16 protein-coding genes are annotated in these 22717 nt (G+C 43.7%); 5 read left to right on the top strand and 11 right to left on the bottom strand.

The window, feature by feature from the left end; genetic code table 11:
• Positions 1–193: 193 nt before the first annotated feature.
• From QUA20_RS29040 to QUA20_RS29025, 4 genes are all read right to left on the bottom strand, one after another.
• Entirely contained in the window at positions 194–1969 is a 1776-nt protein-coding gene (locus QUA20_RS29040) for a hypothetical protein (protein ID WP_333193582.1), read from the bottom strand.
• Positions 1926–2054, bottom strand: a complete 129-nt coding sequence (locus tag QUA20_RS29035) for a hypothetical protein (RefSeq protein ID WP_333193579.1) — start codon at positions 2052–2054, stop codon at positions 1926–1928. Before QUA20_RS29035 ends, QUA20_RS29040 begins: the two co-directional genes overlap by 44 nt.
• A gap of 187 nt (positions 2055–2241) precedes the next feature.
• A complete protein-coding gene (locus QUA20_RS29030; RefSeq protein WP_333193575.1) occupies positions 2242–3216 on the bottom strand; it encodes a DUF459 domain-containing protein in 975 nt (324 codons plus the stop codon).
• Positions 3217–3221: 5 nt separating this feature from the next.
• On the bottom strand, positions 3222–4637 hold the full coding sequence (locus tag QUA20_RS29025) for an MBOAT family O-acyltransferase (RefSeq protein WP_333193574.1): 1416 nt from the start codon (positions 4635–4637) through the stop codon (positions 3222–3224).
• Between the two features lie 276 nt (positions 4638–4913).
• Here QUA20_RS29025 and QUA20_RS29020 point away from each other — a divergent pair, with 276 nt between their 5' ends.
• Positions 4914–7865, top strand: a complete 2952-nt coding sequence (locus QUA20_RS29020; protein WP_333193572.1) for an AAA family ATPase — start codon at positions 4914–4916, stop codon at positions 7863–7865.
• A gap of 142 nt (positions 7866–8007) precedes the next feature.
• Here the strand turns inward: QUA20_RS29020 and QUA20_RS29015 are convergent, their stop codons facing one another.
• On the bottom strand, positions 8008–8238 hold the full coding sequence (locus tag QUA20_RS29015) for a photosystem II protein, Psb35-related (protein WP_333193569.1): 231 nt from the start codon (positions 8236–8238) through the stop codon (positions 8008–8010).
• 437 nt (positions 8239–8675) lie between these two features.
• Between QUA20_RS29015 and treS the strand changes: the two genes are divergently transcribed.
• Positions 8676–12059 carry a maltose alpha-D-glucosyltransferase gene (gene treS / locus QUA20_RS29010; protein ID WP_333193567.1) on the top strand — a complete coding sequence of 1128 codons (3384 nt, stop codon included), beginning with the start codon at positions 8676–8678 and terminating at the stop codon, positions 12057–12059.
• Positions 12060–12187: 128 nt separating this feature from the next.
• Here the strand turns inward: treS and QUA20_RS29005 are convergent, their stop codons facing one another.
• From QUA20_RS29005 to QUA20_RS28995, 3 genes are all read right to left on the bottom strand, one after another.
• The gene (locus QUA20_RS29005) at positions 12188–12661 is read right to left on the bottom strand and encodes a hypothetical protein (RefSeq protein WP_333193564.1); all 474 of its coding nucleotides are present in this window, start codon (positions 12659–12661) and stop codon (positions 12188–12190) included.
• A 2-nt stretch (positions 12662–12663) separates the two neighbouring features.
• Entirely contained in the window at positions 12664–12987 is a 324-nt protein-coding gene (locus QUA20_RS29000; RefSeq protein ID WP_333193563.1) for a 2Fe-2S iron-sulfur cluster-binding protein, read from the bottom strand.
• Positions 12988–13174: 187 nt separating this feature from the next.
• Positions 13175–13822, bottom strand: a complete 648-nt coding sequence (locus QUA20_RS28995; protein WP_333193561.1) for a sigma-70 family RNA polymerase sigma factor — start codon at positions 13820–13822, stop codon at positions 13175–13177.
• A 142-nt stretch (positions 13823–13964) separates the two neighbouring features.
• Here QUA20_RS28995 and QUA20_RS28990 point away from each other — a divergent pair, with 142 nt between their 5' ends.
• Positions 13965–14840 carry a phage Gp37/Gp68 family protein gene (locus tag QUA20_RS28990; RefSeq protein WP_333193558.1) on the top strand — a complete coding sequence of 292 codons (876 nt, stop codon included), beginning with the start codon at positions 13965–13967 and terminating at the stop codon, positions 14838–14840.
• On the opposite strand, the gene QUA20_RS28985 is transcribed toward QUA20_RS28990, so the two are convergent.
• The 3 genes from QUA20_RS28985 to QUA20_RS28975 form a co-directional block, all read right to left on the bottom strand.
• Positions 14821–15963: a three-Cys-motif partner protein TcmP gene (locus QUA20_RS28985; RefSeq protein WP_333193557.1), complete on the bottom strand. Its 1143-nt coding sequence runs from the start codon at positions 15961–15963 to the stop codon at positions 14821–14823. The genes QUA20_RS28990 and QUA20_RS28985 overlap by 20 nt on opposite strands.
• A 51-nt stretch (positions 15964–16014) precedes the next feature.
• A complete protein-coding gene (locus QUA20_RS28980; RefSeq protein WP_333193585.1) occupies positions 16015–19728 on the bottom strand; it encodes a hydantoinase B/oxoprolinase family protein in 3714 nt (1237 codons plus the stop codon).
• A gap of 72 nt (positions 19729–19800) precedes the next feature.
• A complete protein-coding gene (locus tag QUA20_RS28975; protein WP_333193555.1) occupies positions 19801–20727 on the bottom strand; it encodes a M20/M25/M40 family metallo-hydrolase in 927 nt (308 codons plus the stop codon).
• A gap of 47 nt (positions 20728–20774) precedes the next feature.
• On the opposite strand from QUA20_RS28975, the gene QUA20_RS28970 reads away from it, so the two are divergent.
• The gene (locus QUA20_RS28970) at positions 20775–21944 is read left to right on the top strand and encodes an AAA family ATPase (RefSeq protein WP_333193553.1); all 1170 of its coding nucleotides are present in this window, start codon (positions 20775–20777) and stop codon (positions 21942–21944) included.
• Position 21945: 1 nt separating this feature from the next.
• Positions 21946–22620, top strand: a complete 675-nt coding sequence (locus tag QUA20_RS28965) for a phage tail protein (protein WP_333193551.1) — start codon at positions 21946–21948, stop codon at positions 22618–22620.
• Positions 22621–22717 lie beyond the last annotated feature (97 nt).

Below are 22717 nucleotides of genomic sequence, written 5' to 3'. Positions count from 1 at the left end.
TGCTTACTTAAATGGCTTAATTGGTAAGCGAAGAAATGTTTGAGTATAAATACTCATCGCAAAAGTGACACGCTCCCCATCCTAACTTTCTTAAGAGGGGGAAGGGGAAGGAAAAACTATCTTCCCTCTTCCGTTGTCCTTTTGACAACAGTCGTACCCACAACTGTCAACTGTCAACTGTCAACTGAAACTTTTAATTCGATCGCACTGACGGTACAAACTGCTGCAAGTAACTTTTCTGCCACAAAATAGAAAAACTGTTGCCTATTTGGCTTAAACTATCAAATTGAGGAATTAATTGAGATTCTTGGCGCTGGTCTAAAACAGCGATCGCCGAAAAGAATACAGCTAATACTAACAAAAATACTACCATCACACTAAATAAAATAGTCCAATAAACTAGGAATTCGCTTGTGTAGCTGACCCCGAATATCCAGTTAATTACTAAATCCGATAAATACAAAAATAGCCCTACTGAAAACCCCACCGCGAACAATAGCCACGTCCACTTAAACATATCTGTTGCTGTATTGCTATTTTTAGACCCCGAAAGTTCTAACTCTCTAATTTTGCTGTTAATATTTGATGTAATTTCATACAAAGTAGACTGCAAACAATCTCTGATATAATTGAGCTCATTGTCGAGGTTTATGCACTTCTCGGAGGTGCTTTTGTCAAAGCTCAGATTTTGGAGTTTTTTGCGGTGCGCAGCCAGTTTATTGTCGAGAGTGTAATCCCATTTTTCCAGCCGATCTACAGTCAAATACAAAAGTTCCCTATTAGCATCTAACAAGCTCTGGCAATTTATGATCGACTTAACTAACTTGCTGAGATTGTCGATCTGCTCGTCTACAGTATTTTGGTATTCCCTCTGTTTAGCTGACAAGAAACTTGCCATCTCGACATCCCGATCGCCGCACAGCGACAAAGCCTCACTATACACCTCGTCAATTTCATCTTTACATAGATACAGTGAGGCTTTGCACTCCTCAATTTCGGGAATAGTCAGAGATTGTAAGGGCTGATATTCTACATGAAATTTATATGCCAGTGCTGTCATAATCTGCGCCGATTTTCGGTTTAGCTTGTCTTTGTAAGGTTCTAAAATAATTGCAGCTCGATTTTTGACTCTCGCTTCCCGGTGGTGCAGGAACTCAAAAATTTTGGCAAGTATTTTGGAGAATTCCAAGTCATTAAAATTATTTTCCGCAACTTGCAAAAAGTTTGTTACCGCTGCATCGTTTTCGGCACTCAATTTATACGATCCCGTAACTGCGATCGCAGCAAATACTCGATCGAGCCAAAACAGATATTCCTCGCAATCCATTGGCAGGTTCGGCAGCAGCCAGCTAGGGCCGTACACCCAAAAATCGAGACAATTCTCATCTTCCTTACCGCTGTCATTTCTGCTGCTGTCGTCCAAAGCAAATTTGTTGCTTGCTAATAGTTGAATTTGCTCTTCTACAACCCGTCGCTCAATTTCACCTGCATTGATTGTGACATTTACACCACCTTCCTTGCCTTGCCCTTGTCCTGCTTCATCCAACCAAATTGACTTAATACTAACCGCCGCAGACCACCGAATTAAAGGAGTCGATCCCCCTCGCGCTTCCACCTCTAACGCCGCCAGCAAATTTTTGCTAAAATGGCTTGCTCTAGCCGCTCTCTCACTTGATATCAGCCCATCTCGCACCTTCCCAAATGCCTGAATTGCCAAAGCGCGAAACAGCAAATTCGGATGCGGTTTTCTGAGGGGTTCCGATATATTTCTCCTTAATATTTCGCTGTTAGGTACGCCCAAAACTTCAGCCAAAGGCTCGATCCCGCACTGCCGCAGGATTTTTTCAACAGTGTTTATTCTTTGCCAAGGTTGAGTATATTTAGTGAGAGTGAAGATTAGCGCTGTGCCGCTGCATTCTATTGACTCAGGGATGCTGGTGCGATCGACTTTCCACAGATTGCTCGTCATAATTTGTCGCCATGACAATTGCTAGATATGGACGGCGTTGTTTGATGCTGAATTCAGCATTACATCTATTGCTGCTTTTTGTCAATATTAGTCCTCGACAGGGAGCGAAAAACCCGGTTTCATGAGTAAATTTATCCTGACTAAAGCCCAGATTTTTCTTATAAACCGGATTGAGCAAGACCAAGTTGCATCCCAAACTAAATATATAATTTTGCAGTAGTCGGTGAAATGTCAAAATTTTAGGTTCGGTCAGGAAACCCAACCTATTATAGTTATTTATTTTTCGGAGTTTTTAATATTTGGTCGCTCACCATTCGGTCAACGATTAAGTCGCTGATAATTTGAGCCCCGTGGGAGGTAAAGTGCAAGCCGTCATTATTTTTTACATAGCCTCGCTTACCTGATTTATTAGCAACTACAGGAACAAATTTTCCTGCTTGTGCAAAAGTCTCCCAAGTAGAAATGAATTCGATTTTAGATGAAGATTTACTGGCATTTTTATAAATATCATTCATAATGGGAAAAGCTTTGATATAAGAAGATTTATTAGGTATGGATTGACCGATCCAATACACTTTTCTCACGACGGATGACGAATCCAGTAAATTGGCATATTTTTCAACTCTTTCTTGATAAGCTTTTTGCCATTCTTTGGTCAGAACAACCCGGGCTTTTCCTTGATAATCAGTGATATTTTGACGGTCATTGGCTCCGAACAAAACTATCACTACATCCGGCTGGTAATTATTAATAATTTGGCGAGTTCTGGCATACCAGTCATAATAATCTATCCGATTTAATCCGGTCGATACCTTGTAGTCAATTTTCGTATCGGCGATATTGTATTTTTTCTTAAGAGTGTACTGGAGTTGAATTCCTAAGTCGAACATTACGGAATCTCCAATAAATAAAAATCTCCGATAAGGTCTGGTCAGCTTCGGTTTAGCTGGGGTTGGTTTTTTAGCATTAGCAGGCTTTTGGGGTTTAACGGCCGCTTTTGTTTCGGTTTCGACAGGAGAAATCTCTGGTTCTTTGGGGAGGCTATCGAAGTTAATATCTTTAATTTTGCTCCAAAAATCTTGTTCGGATTTTCGGAAACCGTCTATTTCGATCTGGCTTGCGGCTTGTTTAATTTCTGGACTGGCGAAAGGAGTTGAAGCAAAGCTTTTGAGAAATAATGATAAGTTTGAAAATATTAAAGTGAGAATTACAGAAGTAACAATCAGCAAAATTTCCCGGTCTTTCATATTTCTTAGAAATTAAAGTAAATAAAAGGCGGAACGGTACTCGGCCCCAACATCAAGATAGCATACACGAGCAGCGAAACTAAGACAACCCGAAAGAAAATGTTTTTTAATGACAGTACGGTTTGCAATAGTTTGGCGAGGCGATCGCCCCAAAAGTTGAGCGCGCCGATGACTGCAATTACTAAATACAATTGCCAAAAGTTAAATTGAAAAGTTGCGACGGCAGGATGGATAATTCCTTCAAAAAAACTCACCGCAGTTTCCCAGTTGGGAGTGCCGAAAAATACCCAGCTACAAGTAACAAAACTAAATGTTAACAACCAACTGCAAAATTTAGCAAATCTGGGAAAGGCATAGTCTAATTTAAAGTGGATAGCTTGGGGAATATCTTTACATAAATGGTTGACAATTAATCCTAAACCGTGAATTGCTCCCCAGAAAATAAAGTTTAAACCTGCGCCGTGCCACAATCCACCGATCGCCATTGTTAAAAATAGATTTAGGTACTTCCTCAACTTGCCGTATTTATTGCCGCCCAAGGGAAAGTAAAGGTAATCCCTCAGCCACTCGGAAAGACTGATGTGCCACCTTTTCCAAAATTTTTGCAGGCTGAGCGATCGGTATGGCATATTAAAGTTGGCAATGGGTTTGAAACCCAGCAAACAGGAGATGCCGTTGGCTAAATCCGAATAGCCGCTAAAATCTACGTAAATTAAACAGGAATAGGAAATTGCCGCGAGGATTAAATCGATGCTGCTGTACTGCTGGGGAACTTTGAATGGCAAGTCAGTGAAGTTAAACAAAAAGCTGGCTAAAGTATATTTCTTGAAGAGTCCAGACAGAATCAAAACTATAACTTCTTCGATTTGATAGTCGTACTTTTCCGGGGAATTTAGCTGCAAGTAAAATTCGCGAGCTCGCGAGATTGGCCCGGAGGCAATTTGCGGAAAGTAGGTAATGTAGGCGGCGTAGTCTACAAATTTCGGACAGGGGATTTTTTGCTGGTAGCAGTCGATTAAATGGGAAATCATTCTAAAAGTGTAGAACGACACGCCGACGGGGGCGATTATTTGCACAACTTGAAAGCTGGCTGGAATTTGTAGCTGGTTTAGTACCTCAAATAAAGAAGTTACAAAGAAGTTGCAATATTTAAAGATGCCGAGATAGGCAATGTTGACAATTAAGCCGGAGATTAAAGCAAGTTTTTTATATTTACCGTTGCAGAGAACTCGGAGAATGATATAATTGCAGACAGTACAGAAAACGAGGAGCAAGAGAAAGTCGAAACTCCAAAATGAATAAAATAATAAACTGGAAACTAACAAGACAATTTTATACAACTCGACTTGGGGTTTCACAGAGACGATGGCGCTAAAAATAATTAGGAAAAATAATAAAAATTGATAAGTGGGAAATAGCATAAATCTCAGTCGCTAAAAAATCTTGTTTCTGGCAATATTTTTCTAAGTGAACACGAGGGAAGCTATCCCGAAGGGAATCGCCCGAGTCGGTCTGACCGCACCAAATTTTTGGGTGGATTGCGGACTGTAAGCTTTTGCAAGAGGTCAATTAGGTCATAACTTCCGCCCTAGTTAACCGCACTCATAAATTCATAATCCTGTTTAAAGATTATGATGGTTGTGAGACGATGTATTAATGGATAACAACAGGAATCCCCTTGATTGGGAGGAAGCAACGTGCAGCCAACAGACCCTAGCAAATTTACAGATCAAGCCTGGGAAGCCATTGTCAAATCCCAGGATGTAGCCCGCCGCTTTGCCAATCAGCAGCTAGAGGTTGAACATTTAGCAATCGCCCTTCTCGAACAGCAAGGTCAGGCAAACAGCATTCTCAGCAAAGCTGGAGTCGATGCCCCCCGGTTGGCCCAGCAGTTAGATGCTTTTGCCAAACGACAGCCCAGAGTTGCCAACGCTGACCAACTATACCTCGGCCGCGGCTTAGAAGTGATGTTAGATGTTGCCGAGGCCACCAGGGCGACTTGGCAAGATAATTTTATCGCCGTTGAACATTTATTAATTGGCTTAGTAGAAGACGAACGAGTCGGCCGCAGGTTGCTGACAAAAGGCGACGGCCCGCCGGGCCGCCCGGGTTACGATCGCAAACCCCCAGCCGGTACAATCGATCGACCAAAACTCGAAGAAGCAATCAAATTAGTCCGCGCCACTGCTAAAACCCAAGAAAAAAATTCCGAAACGGGAAAAGGCAGCCGCAGCAGCGCTAAAGCCCAAGATCAAGATGGCGAAGCTAACTCCGACGCCCTCAGCAAGTACGGCCGCGATTTGACAGAAGCCGCCAAAGCCGGCAAACTCGACCCAGTAATCGGCCGCGACGAGGAAATCCGGCGCGTAGTGCAAGTTCTTTCCCGCCGCCAAAAAAACAATCCGGTGTTAATTGGCGATCCCGGAGTCGGAAAAACTGCGATCGCCGAAGGTTTAGCCCAGCGAATTGTCAACGGCGACGTACCCGAATCTTTGAAAAATCGCCAGCTATTTAGCCTCGACATGGGCAGTTTAATTGCTGGGGCAAAATTCCGGGGCGAATTTGAAGAACGGTTGCGGTCTGTCCTGCGGGAAGTCATCGATTCCGACGGGCAAATTGTCCTATTTATTGACGAATTGCACACGGTTGTCGGCACTGGTGGCGGCGGCAGTTCCGGTTCGGGAATGGATGCGGGAAATTTGTTAAAACCCATGTTGGCGAGAGGCGAATTGCGCTGCATCGGCGCAACAACTCTCGACGAATTCCGCAAGAATATTGAAAAAGATCCTGCACTGGAACGCCGATTTCAACAAGTATTTGTCGGCGAACCCAGCGTTGAAGATACTGTTTCGATTTTGCGCGGATTGAAAGACCGTTACGAACGCCACCACGGGGTAAAAATTACTGATTCGGCCTTGGTAGCTGCTGCAACTCTGTCTTTTCGCTATATTTCCGATCGCTTTTTGCCGGACAAGGCGATCGACCTGGTAGATGAAGCGGCCGCCCACTTGAAAATGGAGATTACCTCTAAACCTGTGGAATTGGAAGGAATCGACCGCCGGGTGATGCAGTTGGAAATGGAAAAATTGTCGATCGAAGGCGAAGGAAAAGGCACTCTAGCCCCTGGGCTCGGCTTCCGCGTCGAACGCATCACATCTGAGATTGATATTTTAAAAGTCAAGCAGGAAAAATTGTCCTCTCAGTGGTTGGGCGAAAAGCAGTTGTTGGATGCAATCAATAAATTGAAAGCAGAAGAAGACCAACTGCGAGTCCAAATCGAACAAGCAGAAAGGGCTTACGATTTGAATAAAGCCGCACAGTTAAAGTACGGGAAGTTGGAAACTGCGGTGCGCGATCGCGAAGCCAAAGAAGCGGAACTTTTGAAACAGCAAGCTCAAGGTTCTTCCCTGCTGCGGGAAAAAGTTACTGAGGGCGATATTGCGGAAATTGTCGCAAAATGGACGGGCATTCCGGTTAACCGGTTGTTAGAATCCGAACGCCAAAAATTGCTGCAATTGGAAAAACACTTGCACCAAAAAGTTATCGGTCAAGAGGAAGCTGTAACAGCCGTGGCAGCGGCAATTCGGCGCGCTAGGGCGGGCATGAAAGACCCCGGGAGACCGATCGGCTCTTTCTTGTTTATGGGCCCCACAGGCGTCGGAAAAACTGAGTTAGCGCGGGCGTTAGCGGAGTTTTTGTTTGACAGCGATGATGCGATCGTCCGCATCGATATGTCGGAATACATGGAGAAGCACAGCGTTTCTCGGTTGGTAGGAGCTCCTCCCGGATATGTCGGTTACGACGAAGGGGGACAACTTTCCGAAGCAGTGCGGAGACATCCTTATTCGGTAGTGCTGTTTGACGAAGTGGAAAAAGCGCACCCCGACGTATTTAACATTTTGCTGCAAGTGTTGGATGACGGCAGAATTACCGATTCTCAAGGTCGAGTGGTTGACTTTAGAAATACCGTAATTGTGATGACTAGCAATATCGGCAGCGACCACATTTTAGACGTGTTTACTAAGAAGGAAAAAACCGTCAAAAAACCTGCGAGCCGGAAGCAGGAAACGAAAGATTTGTCAAGTCAAAAGACAGATTATAAAGTGGCGGCCGACGGTACTGTTGAGGTGTCGGCCCAGCGAGTTGATGTTGATACTGTAACTAAGAGTGAAAACAAGACTGAAAACAAGAGTGAAAATGAAAATTTATTGACTCAAGAACGGGAGACAGATCAAGAGTACGAACAGATGTTAAAACGGGTGATGACAGCGCTGCGATCGCACTTCAGGCCGGAATTTCTCAATCGGGTGGACGAGATAATTTTGTTCCACACTTTGAGCAAGGTCGAACTGCGGCAAATAGTCAGTATCCAAGTGAAGCGGATAGAGCGTTTGTTGGCAGAACAAAAAATTACTTTGGAACTGTCGGATGCTGCGAAAAACCATATCACAGATGTCGGTTACGACCCGGTTTACGGCGCTCGTCCCTTGAAACGTGCCATCCAGCGGGAGCTGGAAAACCCGCTGGCTAACAAGATTCTGGAAAATGCGTTTGTGGAGGGCGATACAATTGCGATCGACTGTGAAAATAACACTTTGCAATTTCGCAAAAAAGAATTTCGCCCAGCGCTAGTAGGTAATAGTTTGTAGTTGCCCAACAGCTAGGAACAGGCAAGATGCCTGTTCCACAAACCATAAATCTTCTTGTGGAACAGGCATCCTGCCTGTTATTTAAAATTAGGAACAGGCCGTCGGGTCTGTTATTGAAAATTGTGAAACCTGTTAATTGATATCAGGAATTCGAGATGGTGCGGCTGCCGTAAGCATCCATGCTGTAGGCGGGAACGCGAACGCTGTAATCTATCTCTTTTGCTGTGATTGCTACAGCCAATTTTTCAAAAGATTCATCGTTCCAATTCCGCTCGTGGATGGGCTTTGACTGTTCGCCCAGGAAGTATGCTTGAGTGCCGATAACTGATGCTGCGACCCAACCGACGATTAAAAGAGCGATTACAAGAACCATTTTTGCTTTTTCCTTAACTTTTGTTGCTTTATGTAAACAAATGTAACAAAAGCTAGCCGTTAAAGTCAAGGTAGTGTACTGTCGTGGCAACCGTCCGACAGGTAGTAAATACCGCCCCTAATACTTAGTCTGTAGGGTGCGCACCCCGCAACGATATGTAGGGTGGGCACCGCGCAACGATATTTAGGGTGCGCGCCGTGCCCCAATAGGTATCCGGATCGTGAACTGTATCCGAAATAGCAAAACACATTTTTAGGATTTTATAATTAAGAAATTATAAGTTTTGCGTTAATAAATTACGATTAAAACTCTGCCGCTGGCATGAGGAATCGCCGCCAAATTATGAGTTATGATTTATCAGTTTGGATTTGAACTAACAAAGCCCAATTACCAAATTGCAAGGGCTAATTCCCAATTACCAATCACCATTAAAAATCATGCCAAAGTCAATGTTAAATGACGACCCATTGTGGTTCAAAGACGCGATTATTTACGAAGTACCAGTACGCGCTTTTGCCGACAGCAATGCAGACGGGATCGGCGACTTTAGAGGACTGACAGAAAAACTCGATTACCTGCAAAACTTGGGAGTAACAGCAATTTGGGTACTGCCATTTTTTCCCTCGCCACTCCGAGACGACGGCTACGATACATCTCACTATACCACCGTCAACCCAATTTACGGCACATTAGAGGATTTTAAAGAGCTTTTAGAAGCAGCGCACCAGCGGGGAATTCGAGTCATTATTGAGTTAATTGTCAACCACACTTCCGACCAGCACGCTTGGTTTCAGCGATCGCGCCGCGCCCCGAAAGGCAGTAACGAAAGAGATTTTTACGTGTGGAGCGACACGCCGGAAAAATATCAAGATGCTCGGATTATTTTCCAAGATTTTGAAACATCTAATTGGGCTTGGGATGCGGTAGCAAAAGCTTATTACTGGCACCGTTTTTATTCCCACCAACCAGATTTGAATTACGACAATCCGGCCGTCCGCCAAGCCATCTTAGACGTGGTAGATTTCTGGTTGGCACTGGGAGTAGACGGACTGCGCATGGATGCGGTGCCTTACCTGTACGAGCGCGAAGGTACTAACTGCGAAAACCTGCCAGAAACTCACGTATTTCTGAAGCAATTGCGCAAGCACGTAGATGAGAAATTTCCGAACCGGATGCTGCTTGCTGAGGCGAATCAGTGGCCGGAGGATGCGGTTGAATATTACGCTGCTGGGGATGAATGTCACATGAACTTTCATTTTCCGCTGATGCCGCGTTTATTTATGGCTTTGTATATGGAAGATAGCTTCCCAATTAGCGATATTCTCCAGCAAACTCCGCAGATTCCCAATAACTGTCAGTGGGCATTGTTTTTGCGGAATCACGATGAATTGACGCTGGAAATGGTGAGTGATGAAGACCGAGATTATATGTATCGGGTTTACGCTCAAGATACTCAGGCGAGAATTAATTTGGGCATCCGTCGCCGTTTAGCTCCTTTGATGGGAAATAACCGCCGCCGCATCGAGTTGATGAATGCTTTGCTGCTGTCTCTTCCGGGTACGCCGGTGCTTTACTACGGCGATGAAATTGGCATGGGAGACAATATCTATTTGGGCGATCGCAACGGGGTGAGAACTCCGATGCAGTGGAGCGGCGATCGCAATGCCGGTTTCAGCCGCGCTAACCCGCAGCGGCTTTACGCGCCGCCAATTGTTGACCCTGAATATCACTACGAATCTATTAACGTGGACGCGCAGCGGGCGAATCCGAGTTCTCTGTGGTGGTGGATGAAACGCCTAATTGCAATTCGGCAGCGCTTCCAAGCATTCGGCCGCGGAACTTGCGAGTTTCTGTACCCGGAAAACCGCAAAGTTTTAGCCTTTGTGCGCACTTATCAAGACCAACACATCCTCGTAGTGGCTAATTTGTCGCGCTTCGTGCAGACGGCAGAATTAGACCTTTCGCCCTTTAAAGGTGCTGTTCCGGAGGAGATTTTCGGCCGTACTGAGTTTCCGGCGGTTGGCGACTCGCCTTACTTTTTGAGCTTGAGCTCTCACACATTTTACTGGTTTACTCTTACTGCTAAACACGAAGATTTTTCGCTGCACGGTTTTCACACAGACTTGCCGAGTTTGGCAGTCATAGGTACTTGGAAAACTGCTTTTTCTACAAGTCAGCTAAGCGATATGCTGCTAAATATTTTGCCGGAATACTTGCGGCGAAATCGCTGGTATAGCGGTACAGACAGGACAATTCAATCATTAGAAATAAGTGAGATTGTGCCTGTTGAATGTAAAGATAGTGCCGGGGAGGAATCTAAAGTTTACATTCTGTTTTTGCTGTTGAATTATACTGAAGGTATGCCGGAAACTTACGTTTTGCCTTTAGGTTGGGAAGAGATGAAAGGCGATGCGGACGAGCGGGCGATCGCGCGCCTGCACTTCCCAGAAACCAACAAGGAAGTCGGGGTACTATTTGATGCTGCTGGGGACAAAGGTTTTCTGAGCGCGCTGCTGGGGGCGATCGCCAATTCTCGCACTCACAGAGGTGTTGCAGGTCAACTCGTAGGAATTGCCGACGGTGAATTCAGATCGGAACAAGATTTATCGCACCTCGAACCTCACCTGTTCAAAAAAGAACAAAGCAATACATCCGCAGCTTACGGCGACCGCTTCGTCCTGAAAATATTGCGAAAAGTCGAGGAAGGAATCAACCCCGAATTAGAAATCGGACGCTTTTTAACCGATCGCAACTCGATCCAACACTACGCTCCAATTGCCGGAGCATTGGAATATCAAACACCAGGAAAACAAGTCATTACAGTCGGAATACTACAAAAATTAATCCCCGACAGCGTAGACGCTTGGTCTTATACATTAGACACACTGCGCGACTATTTCGAGCAAGTAATGACAGTAGAAGCAAAGCATTCCGGCGAAAATTTATCTATTTCCCCCGAAAATTATTTACCGAGCGCTTTGACCGGACTAACGCAGCGGCAGCCAAACTCGCTAGTAGCGGATTTATCCCTAGAAATTCCGGCATTAGCTCGCGAACTCATCGGCTCTTACTTAGCATCAGCCGAACTTTTAGGTCAGCGGACAGCCGAACTTCACCTCGCTTTAGCTTCAGACATAGAAAATCCCGCTTTTGCCCCAGAAAGCTTCACCTCCTTTTACCAGCGTTCCATCTATCAACACATGAGAAATGTCGCAGGAAGAACTTTGCTGGAGCTTAAAAAACGGCTGACCAAACTGCCGCCAGACATACAAAAATCGGCGCAAAAGCTCCTCAACCGCGAAGATTTGCTCATGGAACGTTTCAAGTCTATTTTGAACTTGAGAATTACGGCTGATAGAATTCGCTGTCACGGGGACTTCCATTTCGGGCAAGTTCTTTATACAGGCAAAGACTTCGTAATTATTGATTTCGGAGGAGAACGGAATCGACCCTTAAGCGAGCGGCGGATGAAGAGGTCGCCCCTGCGAGATGTTGCGGGAATGCTGCAATCTTTGAGTTATGCTGTTACTTTGGCACTCCGCAATGAAGTAGAAAGCGGCATGATTCGCCCTGAAAATCTCCCGGAGATGCAGCAGTGGGCGAACGTTTGGCACCGCTGGGTCAGCCTCACTTTTGTTAAGAGCTATTTGGCAACAGCAGCCGATGCAAATTTCTTGCCCAAATCTATACCGGAACTACAAGTTTTGCTGGATGCTTACATTTTGGAAAAAGCGGTTGGCGAGCTAGCCTACGAACTTAATTACCGCTTGGATTGGGCGCACATTCCGCTTCAGCGGATTGTACAATTGCTGAATTTATAAGGGCGGGTTTATCTATACTCATGAGGGTGCGTGACTTTCTAGCCACTCAAGTGGCAGCTCAATTCTTGAGAGTCACGCACCTTACATGACACGAAATCTGGTTGAACAACCATTTCCAGCGGCGAATATTAGGTAAGAGTCACAACTGATTCACGTATCTTTGCGATCGCTTTGATAATTTCTTCTCGATTCTTACCTGATTGTATCCATTTTGGAAGTCGAGAGAACAGACTCTGATTAGACCAGCCATGAAGTTCATGAGCTTTTCGTTCCCTCAGCTTTGCCCGAACAAACGCCTCAATAAATTCTAAATGTTGAAGATTGTAAGCCCAAAGCGTCTCACCGCAACAGGAAGTTTGAAGCCACAGAGGATAGTGAAAGTAGTTATCCAGTGCCTCACTATACCAGCTTTCAATCTTCTTTTGGGACCAATCTTTTGAGGAACCACAAGCTGTACAGGAAAATCTGCGAGGAGCAAAGAGATCGACCTTATCAGGATCGATACAACGCACGATCGCACATGAATTGCAACAAGGGCATCGCACCAGAAATTCATTTTGGAATGAGTAGATGTCTTCACGAGTATCTTTAAATCGTTCCATACTTACGACTTAAAATAAAGAGCTGTTTGATACAAAACTTGTTCTTGATGAGTTAACAAAGTGCAGTCAGAAAGCGGGTAAGCCACACAAGTAACAGCGTAGCCAGCTTGCAATTCTGACGGCTTCAAAAACTTTTGTTCGCTTTGGTCGATTTCACCGCTCAGCAGTTTGACAACGCAAGCAGAACACTCTCCTTGCTTGCATCCATTCGGCAAGCGGATGCCGGCATCTTCTGCCATATCTAAGATATACTGGTCGTCTGGTACTGCGATCGTGCGATCGAGCGCGAGAGCCTCATTCACCAACCTAACTTGATAAATTGCCATTTCCACCTCTTATATTTGGATCCTTTGTATTTAACCAAAATAGATTATTACAACTTTCACAAAACATCGAAATATAGGGCGCACAGCGGGCAGCTTCCCTATATATAATAATAGCTAAAAAAACCCGATATTTTCCAACTACCGGGTTTTTGAGACTACACAAACTCGGCGCGATTGTATCCGATCTCTAAGCAAGTTCTTCTTGATAACCGAGATTTTCATCGAGATAAATAGCCCGAATATCCTCTGGCAAACTGGATTCTAAAGTTTGATATCCTTTTTGCAGCAAAGCCTTTACCTGAGCGGGCGAAATAGCTTCGCCTTCTGCTTGCAAATAAGCTGCAATTCGAGTTTCGCTCCAGCGGAAAGTCTGAGCCATCAACACTACTAAACGCGGCAGCGGCGCTAACAATTCTAAAGCTTGTTTGACGTAACACCACAGGGGGGGCGGAGCAGATTGCAAAGAGTAGTGAATCGACTCAACTGGAGGCAATTCGGCTTGATTTATGCAGATAGCTGTAACATTAATCAGCCAGTTTTGGAGACTGAGATTTCCGCCCTCAGACTCTTGGAGTTCGCGGCGCAAATCGAGGCCTCGGAGCTCGTGATAGATGTGCAGCCAAGTGTGGGCAAATAGGTAATCTCCTTGTACGGGCGATCGCACGGAATGGCGAATCAGGGAGTGGACAATTTGAGCGTAGCGGCAAAAAATCGCCGTGAAGAAGCGACCCTGATCGGGATGGTTTTGAAACAGAGTCAATAATTCCTGGTCGCTGTGATGGAACAGGGATTTGACCACAGGATGGTTGAGTTCTGAAAAATTAGGTGTTTGCACAATTGTTCTGGAAAGGTTTGGAGAATAAATGCTGGTGCAGCCCGATTCTACAACACGATATACATTTGATGCAAGTGCTTAAAAAATATGTTGATATTTAAGTTATATTTAAGTCAATTTAATTATATAATGGAATTGGTAAGTGACGCTGAATAAACCTCAATTAATAGAGCGAGTTTTATTAGTTCACAGTCACCTACAAAGGTTGTTAAAATGGTATTTTTTTTGTATGTCTAGCATTAATACTGGTATCGAATGGACCGACAGAACATGGAATCCAACGACAGGCTGCGATAAAGTTAGTCCTGGTTGTACACATTGTTATGCTGAAGCATTAACAAAACGGTTTCATACTAATTTTCCTAACGGTTTTGATTTAACGGAATATCCAAAGCGTTTGAATGAACCTAAAAGCTGGCGAAAGCCGAGTCGCATTTTTGTTAACTCAATGAGTGATTTGTTCCATGAAGATATTTCTCTGGAATTTCTGAAACAAGTCTTTGATGTAATGCGTGAAACTCCTCACCACATTTATCAAATTCTTACGAAGCGACATCAGCGTTTAGCAGACTTAGCCTCTCAACTTGATTGGTGTGATAATATTTGGATGGGGGTGTCTGTTGAAAATCAAAACTATGTTCATCGTGTGGATCATTTGCGACAAGTCAATGCAAAGGTACGCTTTTTATCCTGTGAACCACTTTTAGGGCCTTTGCAACTCGATCTAAGAGATATTCACTGGGTAATAGTTGGGGGAGAGTCGGGGCAAAAACACCGTCCGATGCAGGAAGAATGGGCACAAAGTCTTCGGGATCAGTGTCAGAATGCTGGAGTCGCGTTTTTCTTCAAGCAATGGGGAGGTAGAACGCCCAAAGCTGCTGGGAGACTTCTGGATGATAAAATTTGGAATGAGATGCCGGAAGCATGGAATAAACATCAAAGGCAATTCAATGGCTACACTTTCAGCGTGAGTCGCAACTCAAATAAAGTAGTAACATCTACTTTGGTGGAAAGGTAACTCTCACCTGCTCTCCAAATGTAATTTCTCCTTTTTGCTTTCTTCGTTGACTGGCAGATGGGTCAGCTACAATTTTACCTTGTTGTTCTAGTTTTTTAAGAGCTTCCTTGTAATTTTTACTAATGTAACGCTTGCCAACATGATGTTGATTGTAAATTTCTTCCATTGTGAGTGTTTGACCAGCAAATTCATCAAGGAGCATATTTTCAAGGTCATCGATCGGTTGAAAATCAAAGAGTGAAAGCTGAATAGCCGCCTGACTCTGATTGTATTCAAAAGATGGTACTCCTTGAGTAAAAATGGAGCTTTTTTGAGCCATAATATCTTTCATAATTGAGTGACCTCGCTTATTCTTAGATATAAAAATAAGATAATGGCTAGTACGACTAGCACTAGATTTTTTGAAGCAAAAATCTTGAACGTGCGACCCCCCAACATCTTTCAATGCCTGACAAATACTCTTGACAATAGTTGATTCTCGTTCTTCAGGCTGCATAGGTTTAAGTTCTTCCCTCAGCGCATCAGCTCGTTTTTCACCAAAAAAGGAGTTCATCTCTTTCTTTACAACGGGGTTATTTACATCCATATTAATGCGGTTGTAGTTAAAGAAAAATATGCAATCACTACCCCAATTGCTGATAACTGATCCTATTAGACTAATTGACAAACCCTTATAACCAAAAGGGTCAATAAAAAAAAGTGTCGGTGCTGATTTAATATTTTTTTTAATATCCTGGATAATTTCTTCTCCCACCTCCTTATTTAAAATAATTGGTAGGTGTCTTAAGGTATCTATACCAGGTAAAGATGCTATTGCCCGAGCGAGAGACTCGGTATTAGTGGAGTCTATATCATTAAAAATTGTTACAAACTGTTCTCGCATTTCTGATTCAGCAAGGACACTTTCCAAAATTAGTAATGGTGTAGATTTGCAACCGTCTTTATAATAACCTGGTCCAGAAAATAAATCTACATATGCAATATTTGGGGGTCTTTTTGAGAAGGGTATTTTTTTTATTTGACTAATCATTATCTTAGCCCATGCCCCAAAGTATTTAGCTACGATCTCAATTTTAACTAAAGATTGTTCTTTAGGTTTATCGTAAAAAGAGTTATTAACCATAACTTTGCCTCTCCGAGCTCGATGATTATTACATTTTACTGAATTATACTACTATTTTGCTCTACCATATCCTCCGCCCCCCGGTGTTTCAATTACAAACACATCCCCCGGCTGCATTTCCACAGTCGCCGTACTCCCAAATTCCTCAACTTTTCCCTCAACCTTTTCAACATAATTGCGTCCAACTTTCCCCGCTTCACCCCCATTCAAACCGCAAGGAGAAATCACCCGCCGCCCCGATAAAATTCCCGCCGTCATCGCCTCCCGAAACCGTACTCGCCGCACCACTCCATTACCGCCGCGATGAGATCCATTTCCCCCACTATTAGCCCGAATTTCAAAACTTTCTAACAGCACCGGAAACCGCCATTCTAATACTTCTGGATCGGTTAAACGCGAATTAGTCATGTGAGTTTGGACCGCATCAGTACCGTCAAAATCTGCACCAGCACCCGAACCGCCGCAAATAGTTTCATAATATTGATAGCGCTGATTTCCAAAGGTAAAATTATTCATAGTTCCCTGAGAAGCCGCCATCACTCCCAAAGCACAATACAAAGCATCGGTAATATTCTGCGATGTTTCCACATTTCCGGCAACTACCGCCGCTGGATAGCGAGGATTCAGCATACAGCCTTCGGGATTGATGATTTCGAGAGGTTTCAAACAGCCCGCATTTAGAGGAATATCGTCATCTACCAAGGTGCGGAAAACATACAAAACAGCAGCTTTGCACACGGCTGCGGGAGCATTAAAATTGTTGGATTGTTGGCCTGAAGTGCCAGTAAAATCTATTTTTGCACTGCGCGCAGATTTGTCAATTGTAATCGCTACCTTAATTTGTCCGCCACTATCCATCGGATAAGTAAACTCACCATCTTGCAACACATCAATTACCCTGCGTACCGACTCTTCCGCATTGTATTGTACGAATCCCATATAAGCTTGCACAGTCTCTAATCCATAATGTTCAACCATCTTGAGCAGCTCTTCTGCGCCGCGCTTGTTAGCAGCAATTTGTGCTTGCAAATCGGCTATATTTTGAGCGGAATTGCGAACAGGAAAATTCCCCGCTGTCAAAACTTCTAGTAATTCTTTTTCTCGAAAATTGCCCTTGCTTACTAACAGCAAATTGTCAAGCAATACACCTTCTTCAGTTACTGTTCTACTGTTAGGAGGCATGGAACCGGGAGTGATGCCGCCGATGTCGGCGTGGTGTCCCCGCGAGGCAACATAAAACAAAGGAAGGGAGGAATCATCAGCAAATACTGGAGTAATAACGGTGATATCTGGCAAGTGCGTGCCGCCGTTGTAGGGATTGTTAGAAACATAAACATCGCCCGGTTGAACCGCATTGCTTTGTGCTAAAATTAAAGCTTCAACGCTTTCGCTCATCGAGCCTAGATGTACGGGAATGTGCGGCGCGTTGGCAACTAATTGCCCGTTTTTGTCGAAAATTGCACAGGAAAAGTCGAGACGTTCTTTGATGTTGACTGAGGAACTTGTGTTTTGCAATGTGACGCCCATTTGTTCGGCGATCGCCCGAAACAAATTATTAAAAATTTCCAGCAAAACCGGATCGGATTGAACCGCAGACAAACGCGAATGAACCCCGATATTATCTGCGTCCATCTGCGTGCATCTGCGGTTCAAAATTAGATCGTTATTTTCGGTGATTTTCCCTTCCCAGCCCGGTTCTATGATATTAGTTCCCGTAGCTTCAACAATCATAGCAGGGCCTTCTATGCAGTCGCCCGATCGCAAATCGTCTCTCTGATAAACAGGCGTTTCCCGCCACCCGCCAGCAACATAGGTTTGCACCGTTGAAATTGGTTGCACAGGCAAGATGCGCGTCCCACCAGAGGGGGAAATTGTGGATGCTTCCGGCACATCCATTCTTTCTACAACTTCCACCGAAACCGCTTCCACAATCAGCGGTTTTTCTGGCATAATAAAACTGTAACGCTGTCGGTGGGCTGCTTCAAATTCAGCCTGCATTACCTCAATATTGTCAGCAAAGTTTACCGCCAAAACCGAGTCACTTCCCTGATATTTTAAGCGCAACTTGCTAACAACTAAAACCTCTGACTCATTCTCTGTGTTCTCTGCGCCTCGGCGGTTCAATTCCCTCTTTCCCTCAGCCTCCAATTCGGTTAAAATATCATGCAAATTAGGTAATAATTCTGCATTTAATTGTTGCTCGATCGCCCTTTCGCGAATAGCCCGCACATCAGCCAAACCCATACCGTAAGCGGACAACACACCCGCATAAGGGTGAATAAATACCCGTTTCATCCCCAAAGCATCGGCGATCGCACAAGCGTGTTGGCCGCCCGCACCGCCGAAACAGCACAATGTATACTCCGAAACATCGTAACCGCGCTGAAGCGAGATTTTTTTGACAGCATTTGCCATCTTTTCCACAGCGATCGCCAAAAAACCCTCCGCCACCTCTTCGGCCGTCCTCTCGCCCCCAATTTCCCCCGCTAATTGCCCAAATTTTTGCTTTACTACCTCAGGGGCGATCGGCAAATCTCCGTTCAATCCAAATACTTTCGGGAAAAAATCCGGTTGAATTTTCCCCAACATCACATTGCAATCAGTCACCGTCAAAGGGCCGCCTTTGCGATAGCAAGCAGGCCCAGGATTTGCCCCTGCAGACTCCGGCCCGACGCGGTAGCGAGCCCCGTCAAAAAAGACAATTGAACCGCCGCCGGCTGCTACAGTGTGAATTGCCATCACGGGCGATCGCAATCTCACCCCAGCAATTTCCGTCTCAAATTCGCGTTCGTATTCGCCGTTAAAATGGGCAACATCTGTCGAAGTTCCGCCCATATCAAAGGTAATAATTTTATCAAAACCTGCCTTTTTGCTCGTTTGAACTGCACCGACAATTCCCCCAGCCGGCCCGGATAAAATACTGTTTTTTCCTTGAAATTGTGCGGCGTCCACTAAGCCGCCATTCGATTGCATGAACATTAATTTGGGGAATTGGGCATTGGGAATTGGGCATTGGGAATTGGGCATTAATAATCCCTCGTTCCCGGAATCTGCCTCTATTAACTGACTGGTTACTTGTTCGACATAACGCCGTAAAATCGGAGATAAATAAGCATCGACAACCGCAGTATCTCCCCGCGAAACTAATTTCATCAGCGGGCTAACTTCGTGAGATACTGAAATTTGAGTAAAGCCAATTTCTTTCGCTATTTTAGCAACTTGTTTTTCGTGTTCCGAGTAGCGGTAGCCGTGCATGAATACGATCGCACAACTGCGAATTCCCTCATCGTATGCTTGCTGCAAAGACGGGATAAATTCGGGATTGACAGCAGTTAACTCCTCACCTTGAGCGCTGTAGCGTTCTGCAACTTCAATAACTCGATCGTACAGCATCTGGGGCAAAACAATGTGACGCGCGAAAATATTCGGGCGGTTTTGATAGCCAATTCTCAGCGCATCGCCGAAACCTTTAGTAATTAACAGAATTGTGCGATCGCCCTTTCGTTCCAGCAAAGCATTTGTCGCTACCGTCGTCCCCATTTTAATCGCTTCAATTTGTGCAGCGGGTATGGGAACATCTGCAGCAATTCCCAAGATTTCGCGAATTCCTTGAACTGCCGCGTCAGTGTAGCGTTCTGGGTTTTCCGATAGCAGCTTGTGAATAACTAACTTACCGTCGGGACTCTGGGCGACAATATCGGTAAAAGTGCCACCGCGATCGATCCAAAATTGCCAGCGAGTGCGATCGTCAAAAACAGCATTCATATCTTTACCACTCATCTTCTCTTTCCTTCCTTAGCGCCCTTTGCGCCTTCGCGGTTCGTTAAAATAAAACTGTTATATATATCGAATAGCCTCCATCAACCCCTGACAAACACCAGCCAGAAAATCCAAATCTAAAGTCTCAATCCTATCACTTTCTCGATGATAATGCGGATTTCGCATATTAGCAGTATCAGTCACCATGATAGCCGGATAACCATTATCCCAAAAAGGAACATGATCGCTGCGGCGAGTATCCGGCACAATTAAACCTCGATTCGGCACCGGCAGCCACTCGCAGGGCTGACCAGATTTGCGAATTTTGCCACTCAAATTAATCAAATCCGGAACCGTCCGCAAAGTGCCAATTAAAGCAATAAAATTGCCACTATTTGGATAAAAATATTTCAAGCCAGCGGGATAGCTTTGAGAATTAGGATTATGGTTGCAATAACCCAACATTTCCAAAGAAATCATTAACCGGATTGACTCTTGCTGTTGCTTGTATTTAGCTGCATGATGACTGCTTCCCAAACAACCGTATTCTTCCATATCGAAGGCGACTAATTGCACTGGATATTTGAGCGGCCCAGATGCGATAGCCCTTGCGAGTTCCAGCAAAACAGCAACACCAGTAGCATTATCATCGGCCCCAGGTGTTCCGGGTACAGTATCGTAATGAGCACCAATTACGATCGGTGGCAACCGCTTCTTAATCTGCTTTTCAATACCCAGATTGTCTTGCTTCCCCCCCGAAGCTTGGCGTGATTCTTCTTGCTTCCCCCCCTTAGCAAGGGGGGGACTGAGGGGGGGTAAATCCAAAATCAAATTGTGATGAATTCGGCCGCGTACCGAAAAATCGTCAATTTCTACAGTTCCCCACTGTGCCAACTGTTCGCGGATGTATTGCTGAGCATAAAAATGCCCTTCGGATGCGAGGTATGGATTGCGATCGCGTACAATTTGAATCAGATGGCTGTGCAAGCGTTCTTTGAGATTCATGCGATCGGAGATACAATGAGTACACTAAGATTATATGGGATTGAATTATGATTGGAGAAGTCAGAATCGAAAATTATAAGTCGATTCAAAAGCTGAAGCTAGAATTAGGACGAGTAACTGTATTGATCGGTGAAAATGGCTGCGGCAAGAGCAATATCCTAGAGGCGATCGCCCTTGCTTCTGCTGCGGCTGATGATAAGCTGGATAACGAGTTTTTAGCTTCTCGGGGCATAAGAGTTACAGAACCTCAATTAATGCGATCGGCTTTTAAAATCGATAATTTGGTTAAAGACATCAAAATTGAGTTAAGAGGGAATGAGGGACAACCATTCAGTTGTATTTTACAAAATGATAATTCTCCCTATTCTCAGTGGGTTATTAAAAACTTTTTTGGTGATACTGAAACCTCTATAAAGAAGGCTGTTAAGATTGTTATAGACAAATACGGTGGGCTACAAAAAATCCTCTCTATTTTAGAAGAAGAAACGAATTTTTCAGAACAAGAACTATCAACAAGATTGAAAAAAGATTTTCAATCATTTTTTTTAATAACTTTTTTCGATAAATTTATAATTTATTCTCCTGAAAACCAAGCTTTACGAACTTTTGAAAAAGAAGGTCAAATTCAACCATTAGGCATTAATGGAGAAGGTTTGTTTAAACTTTTAAAATTTTTGAGTTCCGATCACCTGCAGCAGCTTAATGAAATCAAGAAAAAACTGCAATTGATAGATTGGTTTCAAGATTTTGAAGCTCCTCCCAATTTATCAAATATTCAAAATTCTCTCCAAATTAAAGATAGATACTTAGATACAGATTTACCTTACTTCGATCAAAGAAGTTCTAATGAAGGGTTTTTATTTTTGCTTTTTTACTTTGCTTTATTTATTAGCGATATCACACCTAATTTTTTTGCAATAGATAACATTGATGCTTCTCTCAACCCCAGGTTATGTCGCAGATTAATGCAAGAATTAGTCGAATTAGCAAAAAAACACGACAAACAAGTTATATTCACAACCCACAACCCGGCAGTTTTGGACGGTTTAGATTTAGATGATGAGGAACAGCGGCTGTTTGTGATTTATCGAAACCAATTAGGACATAGCAAAGCCCGACGCATTCTCAAACCTAAAACTATCGAGGAACAAGAACCTGTAAAATTATCAGAGGCGTTTTTGAGGGGCTATATCGGCGGACTTCCTAAAAATTTTTAATATGATTAGTTTTGGATTGGTTACAGAGGGACTTACTGACCAGATTGTTATTGAGAATATTTTAGCTGGATATTTCAATAGTCCAGATTTAGATATCAGACAACTTCAACCAGAAAGAGATAAAGACAATGAGAATAAATCCACATACGGCGGCTGGACTCTAGTTTTTGATTATTGTAAGTCAAGCGATTTTAAACAAGCCTTCCAATTTATTGACTATATCATTATCCAAATAGATACGGATGTTTCAGAAGATTATAATATCCCCAAGCAAGATGAAAACGGTCAATTTACTCCTCAGCAGTTAATTGAAAAAGTTATTGAAAAGTTTAGGGGTGCGATCGGCGATGATTTTTACAGCGAATATCAACAAAAAATTATATTTGCAATCTCCGTACATTCTATTGAGTGTTGGTTGCTTCCACTGTATTATACAGACAGTAGAAAAGCTAAAATTACAAACTGTCTCGACACGTTAAATCGGGAAGTTCAGAAAAAACACAATTTTACGATCGACGCTAATGCTAAAAACCCTGAATATTATCGATTAATTTCAGAACAATATCGCAAGCATAAAGTTTTGATGAAGCATTACGCAGAAAATCCCAGTTTCAAAAATTTTATAGAAAAGATTCAAAGCAGAGACATTAAGATTGGTGGTGAAGAGGAGTGGTAATGAAGCCAGTTATTATGTCATATAGCGATCGTAAATGATTTGTAAATCACAAATCATGTATAATGAGGACGTAAATCTAAGTAGGAGTTTAGATGTC

Source organism: Microcoleus sp. Pol7_A1 (genome assembly GCF_036701085.1).
Lineage (GTDB): Bacteria > Cyanobacteriota > Cyanobacteriia > Cyanobacteriales > Microcoleaceae > Microcoleus > Microcoleus asticus.
The sequence above is the reverse complement of the archived record's forward strand: the minus strand, read 5'-3'. Positions and strand labels throughout refer to the sequence as shown.

What these genes read in the sequence shown, in the direction of transcription:
- QUA20_RS29040 (WP_333193582.1), bottom strand. Translation starts at nt 1,969, where the DNA reads ATGACGAGCAATCTGTGGAAAGTCGATCGCACCAGCATCCCTGAGTCA.
- QUA20_RS29030 (WP_333193575.1), bottom strand. Translation starts at nt 3,216, where the DNA reads ATGAAAGACCGGGAAATTTTGCTGATTGTTACTTCTGTAATTCTCACT.
- QUA20_RS29025 (WP_333193574.1), bottom strand. Translation starts at nt 4,637, where the DNA reads ATGCTATTTCCCACTTATCAATTTTTATTATTTTTCCTAATTATTTTT.
- QUA20_RS29015 (WP_333193569.1), bottom strand. Translation starts at nt 8,238, where the DNA reads ATGGTTCTTGTAATCGCTCTTTTAATCGTCGGTTGGGTCGCAGCATCA.
- treS (WP_333193567.1), top strand. Translation starts at nt 8,676, where the DNA reads ATGCCAAAGTCAATGTTAAATGACGACCCATTGTGGTTCAAAGACGCG.
- QUA20_RS29005 (WP_333193564.1), bottom strand. Translation starts at nt 12,661, where the DNA reads ATGGAACGATTTAAAGATACTCGTGAAGACATCTACTCATTCCAAAAT.
- QUA20_RS29000 (WP_333193563.1), bottom strand. Translation starts at nt 12,987, where the DNA reads ATGGCAATTTATCAAGTTAGGTTGGTGAATGAGGCTCTCGCGCTCGAT.
- QUA20_RS28985 (WP_333193557.1), bottom strand. Translation starts at nt 15,963, where the DNA reads ATGGTTAATAACTCTTTTTACGATAAACCTAAAGAACAATCTTTAGTT.
- QUA20_RS28980 (WP_333193585.1), bottom strand. Translation starts at nt 19,728, where the DNA reads ATGAATGCTGTTTTTGACGATCGCACTCGCTGGCAATTTTGGATCGAT.
- QUA20_RS28975 (WP_333193555.1), bottom strand. Translation starts at nt 20,727, where the DNA reads ATGAATCTCAAAGAACGCTTGCACAGCCATCTGATTCAAATTGTACGC.
- QUA20_RS28970 (WP_333193553.1), top strand. Translation starts at nt 20,775, where the DNA reads ATGATTGGAGAAGTCAGAATCGAAAATTATAAGTCGATTCAAAAGCTG.
- QUA20_RS28965 (WP_333193551.1), top strand. Translation starts at nt 21,946, where the DNA reads ATGATTAGTTTTGGATTGGTTACAGAGGGACTTACTGACCAGATTGTT.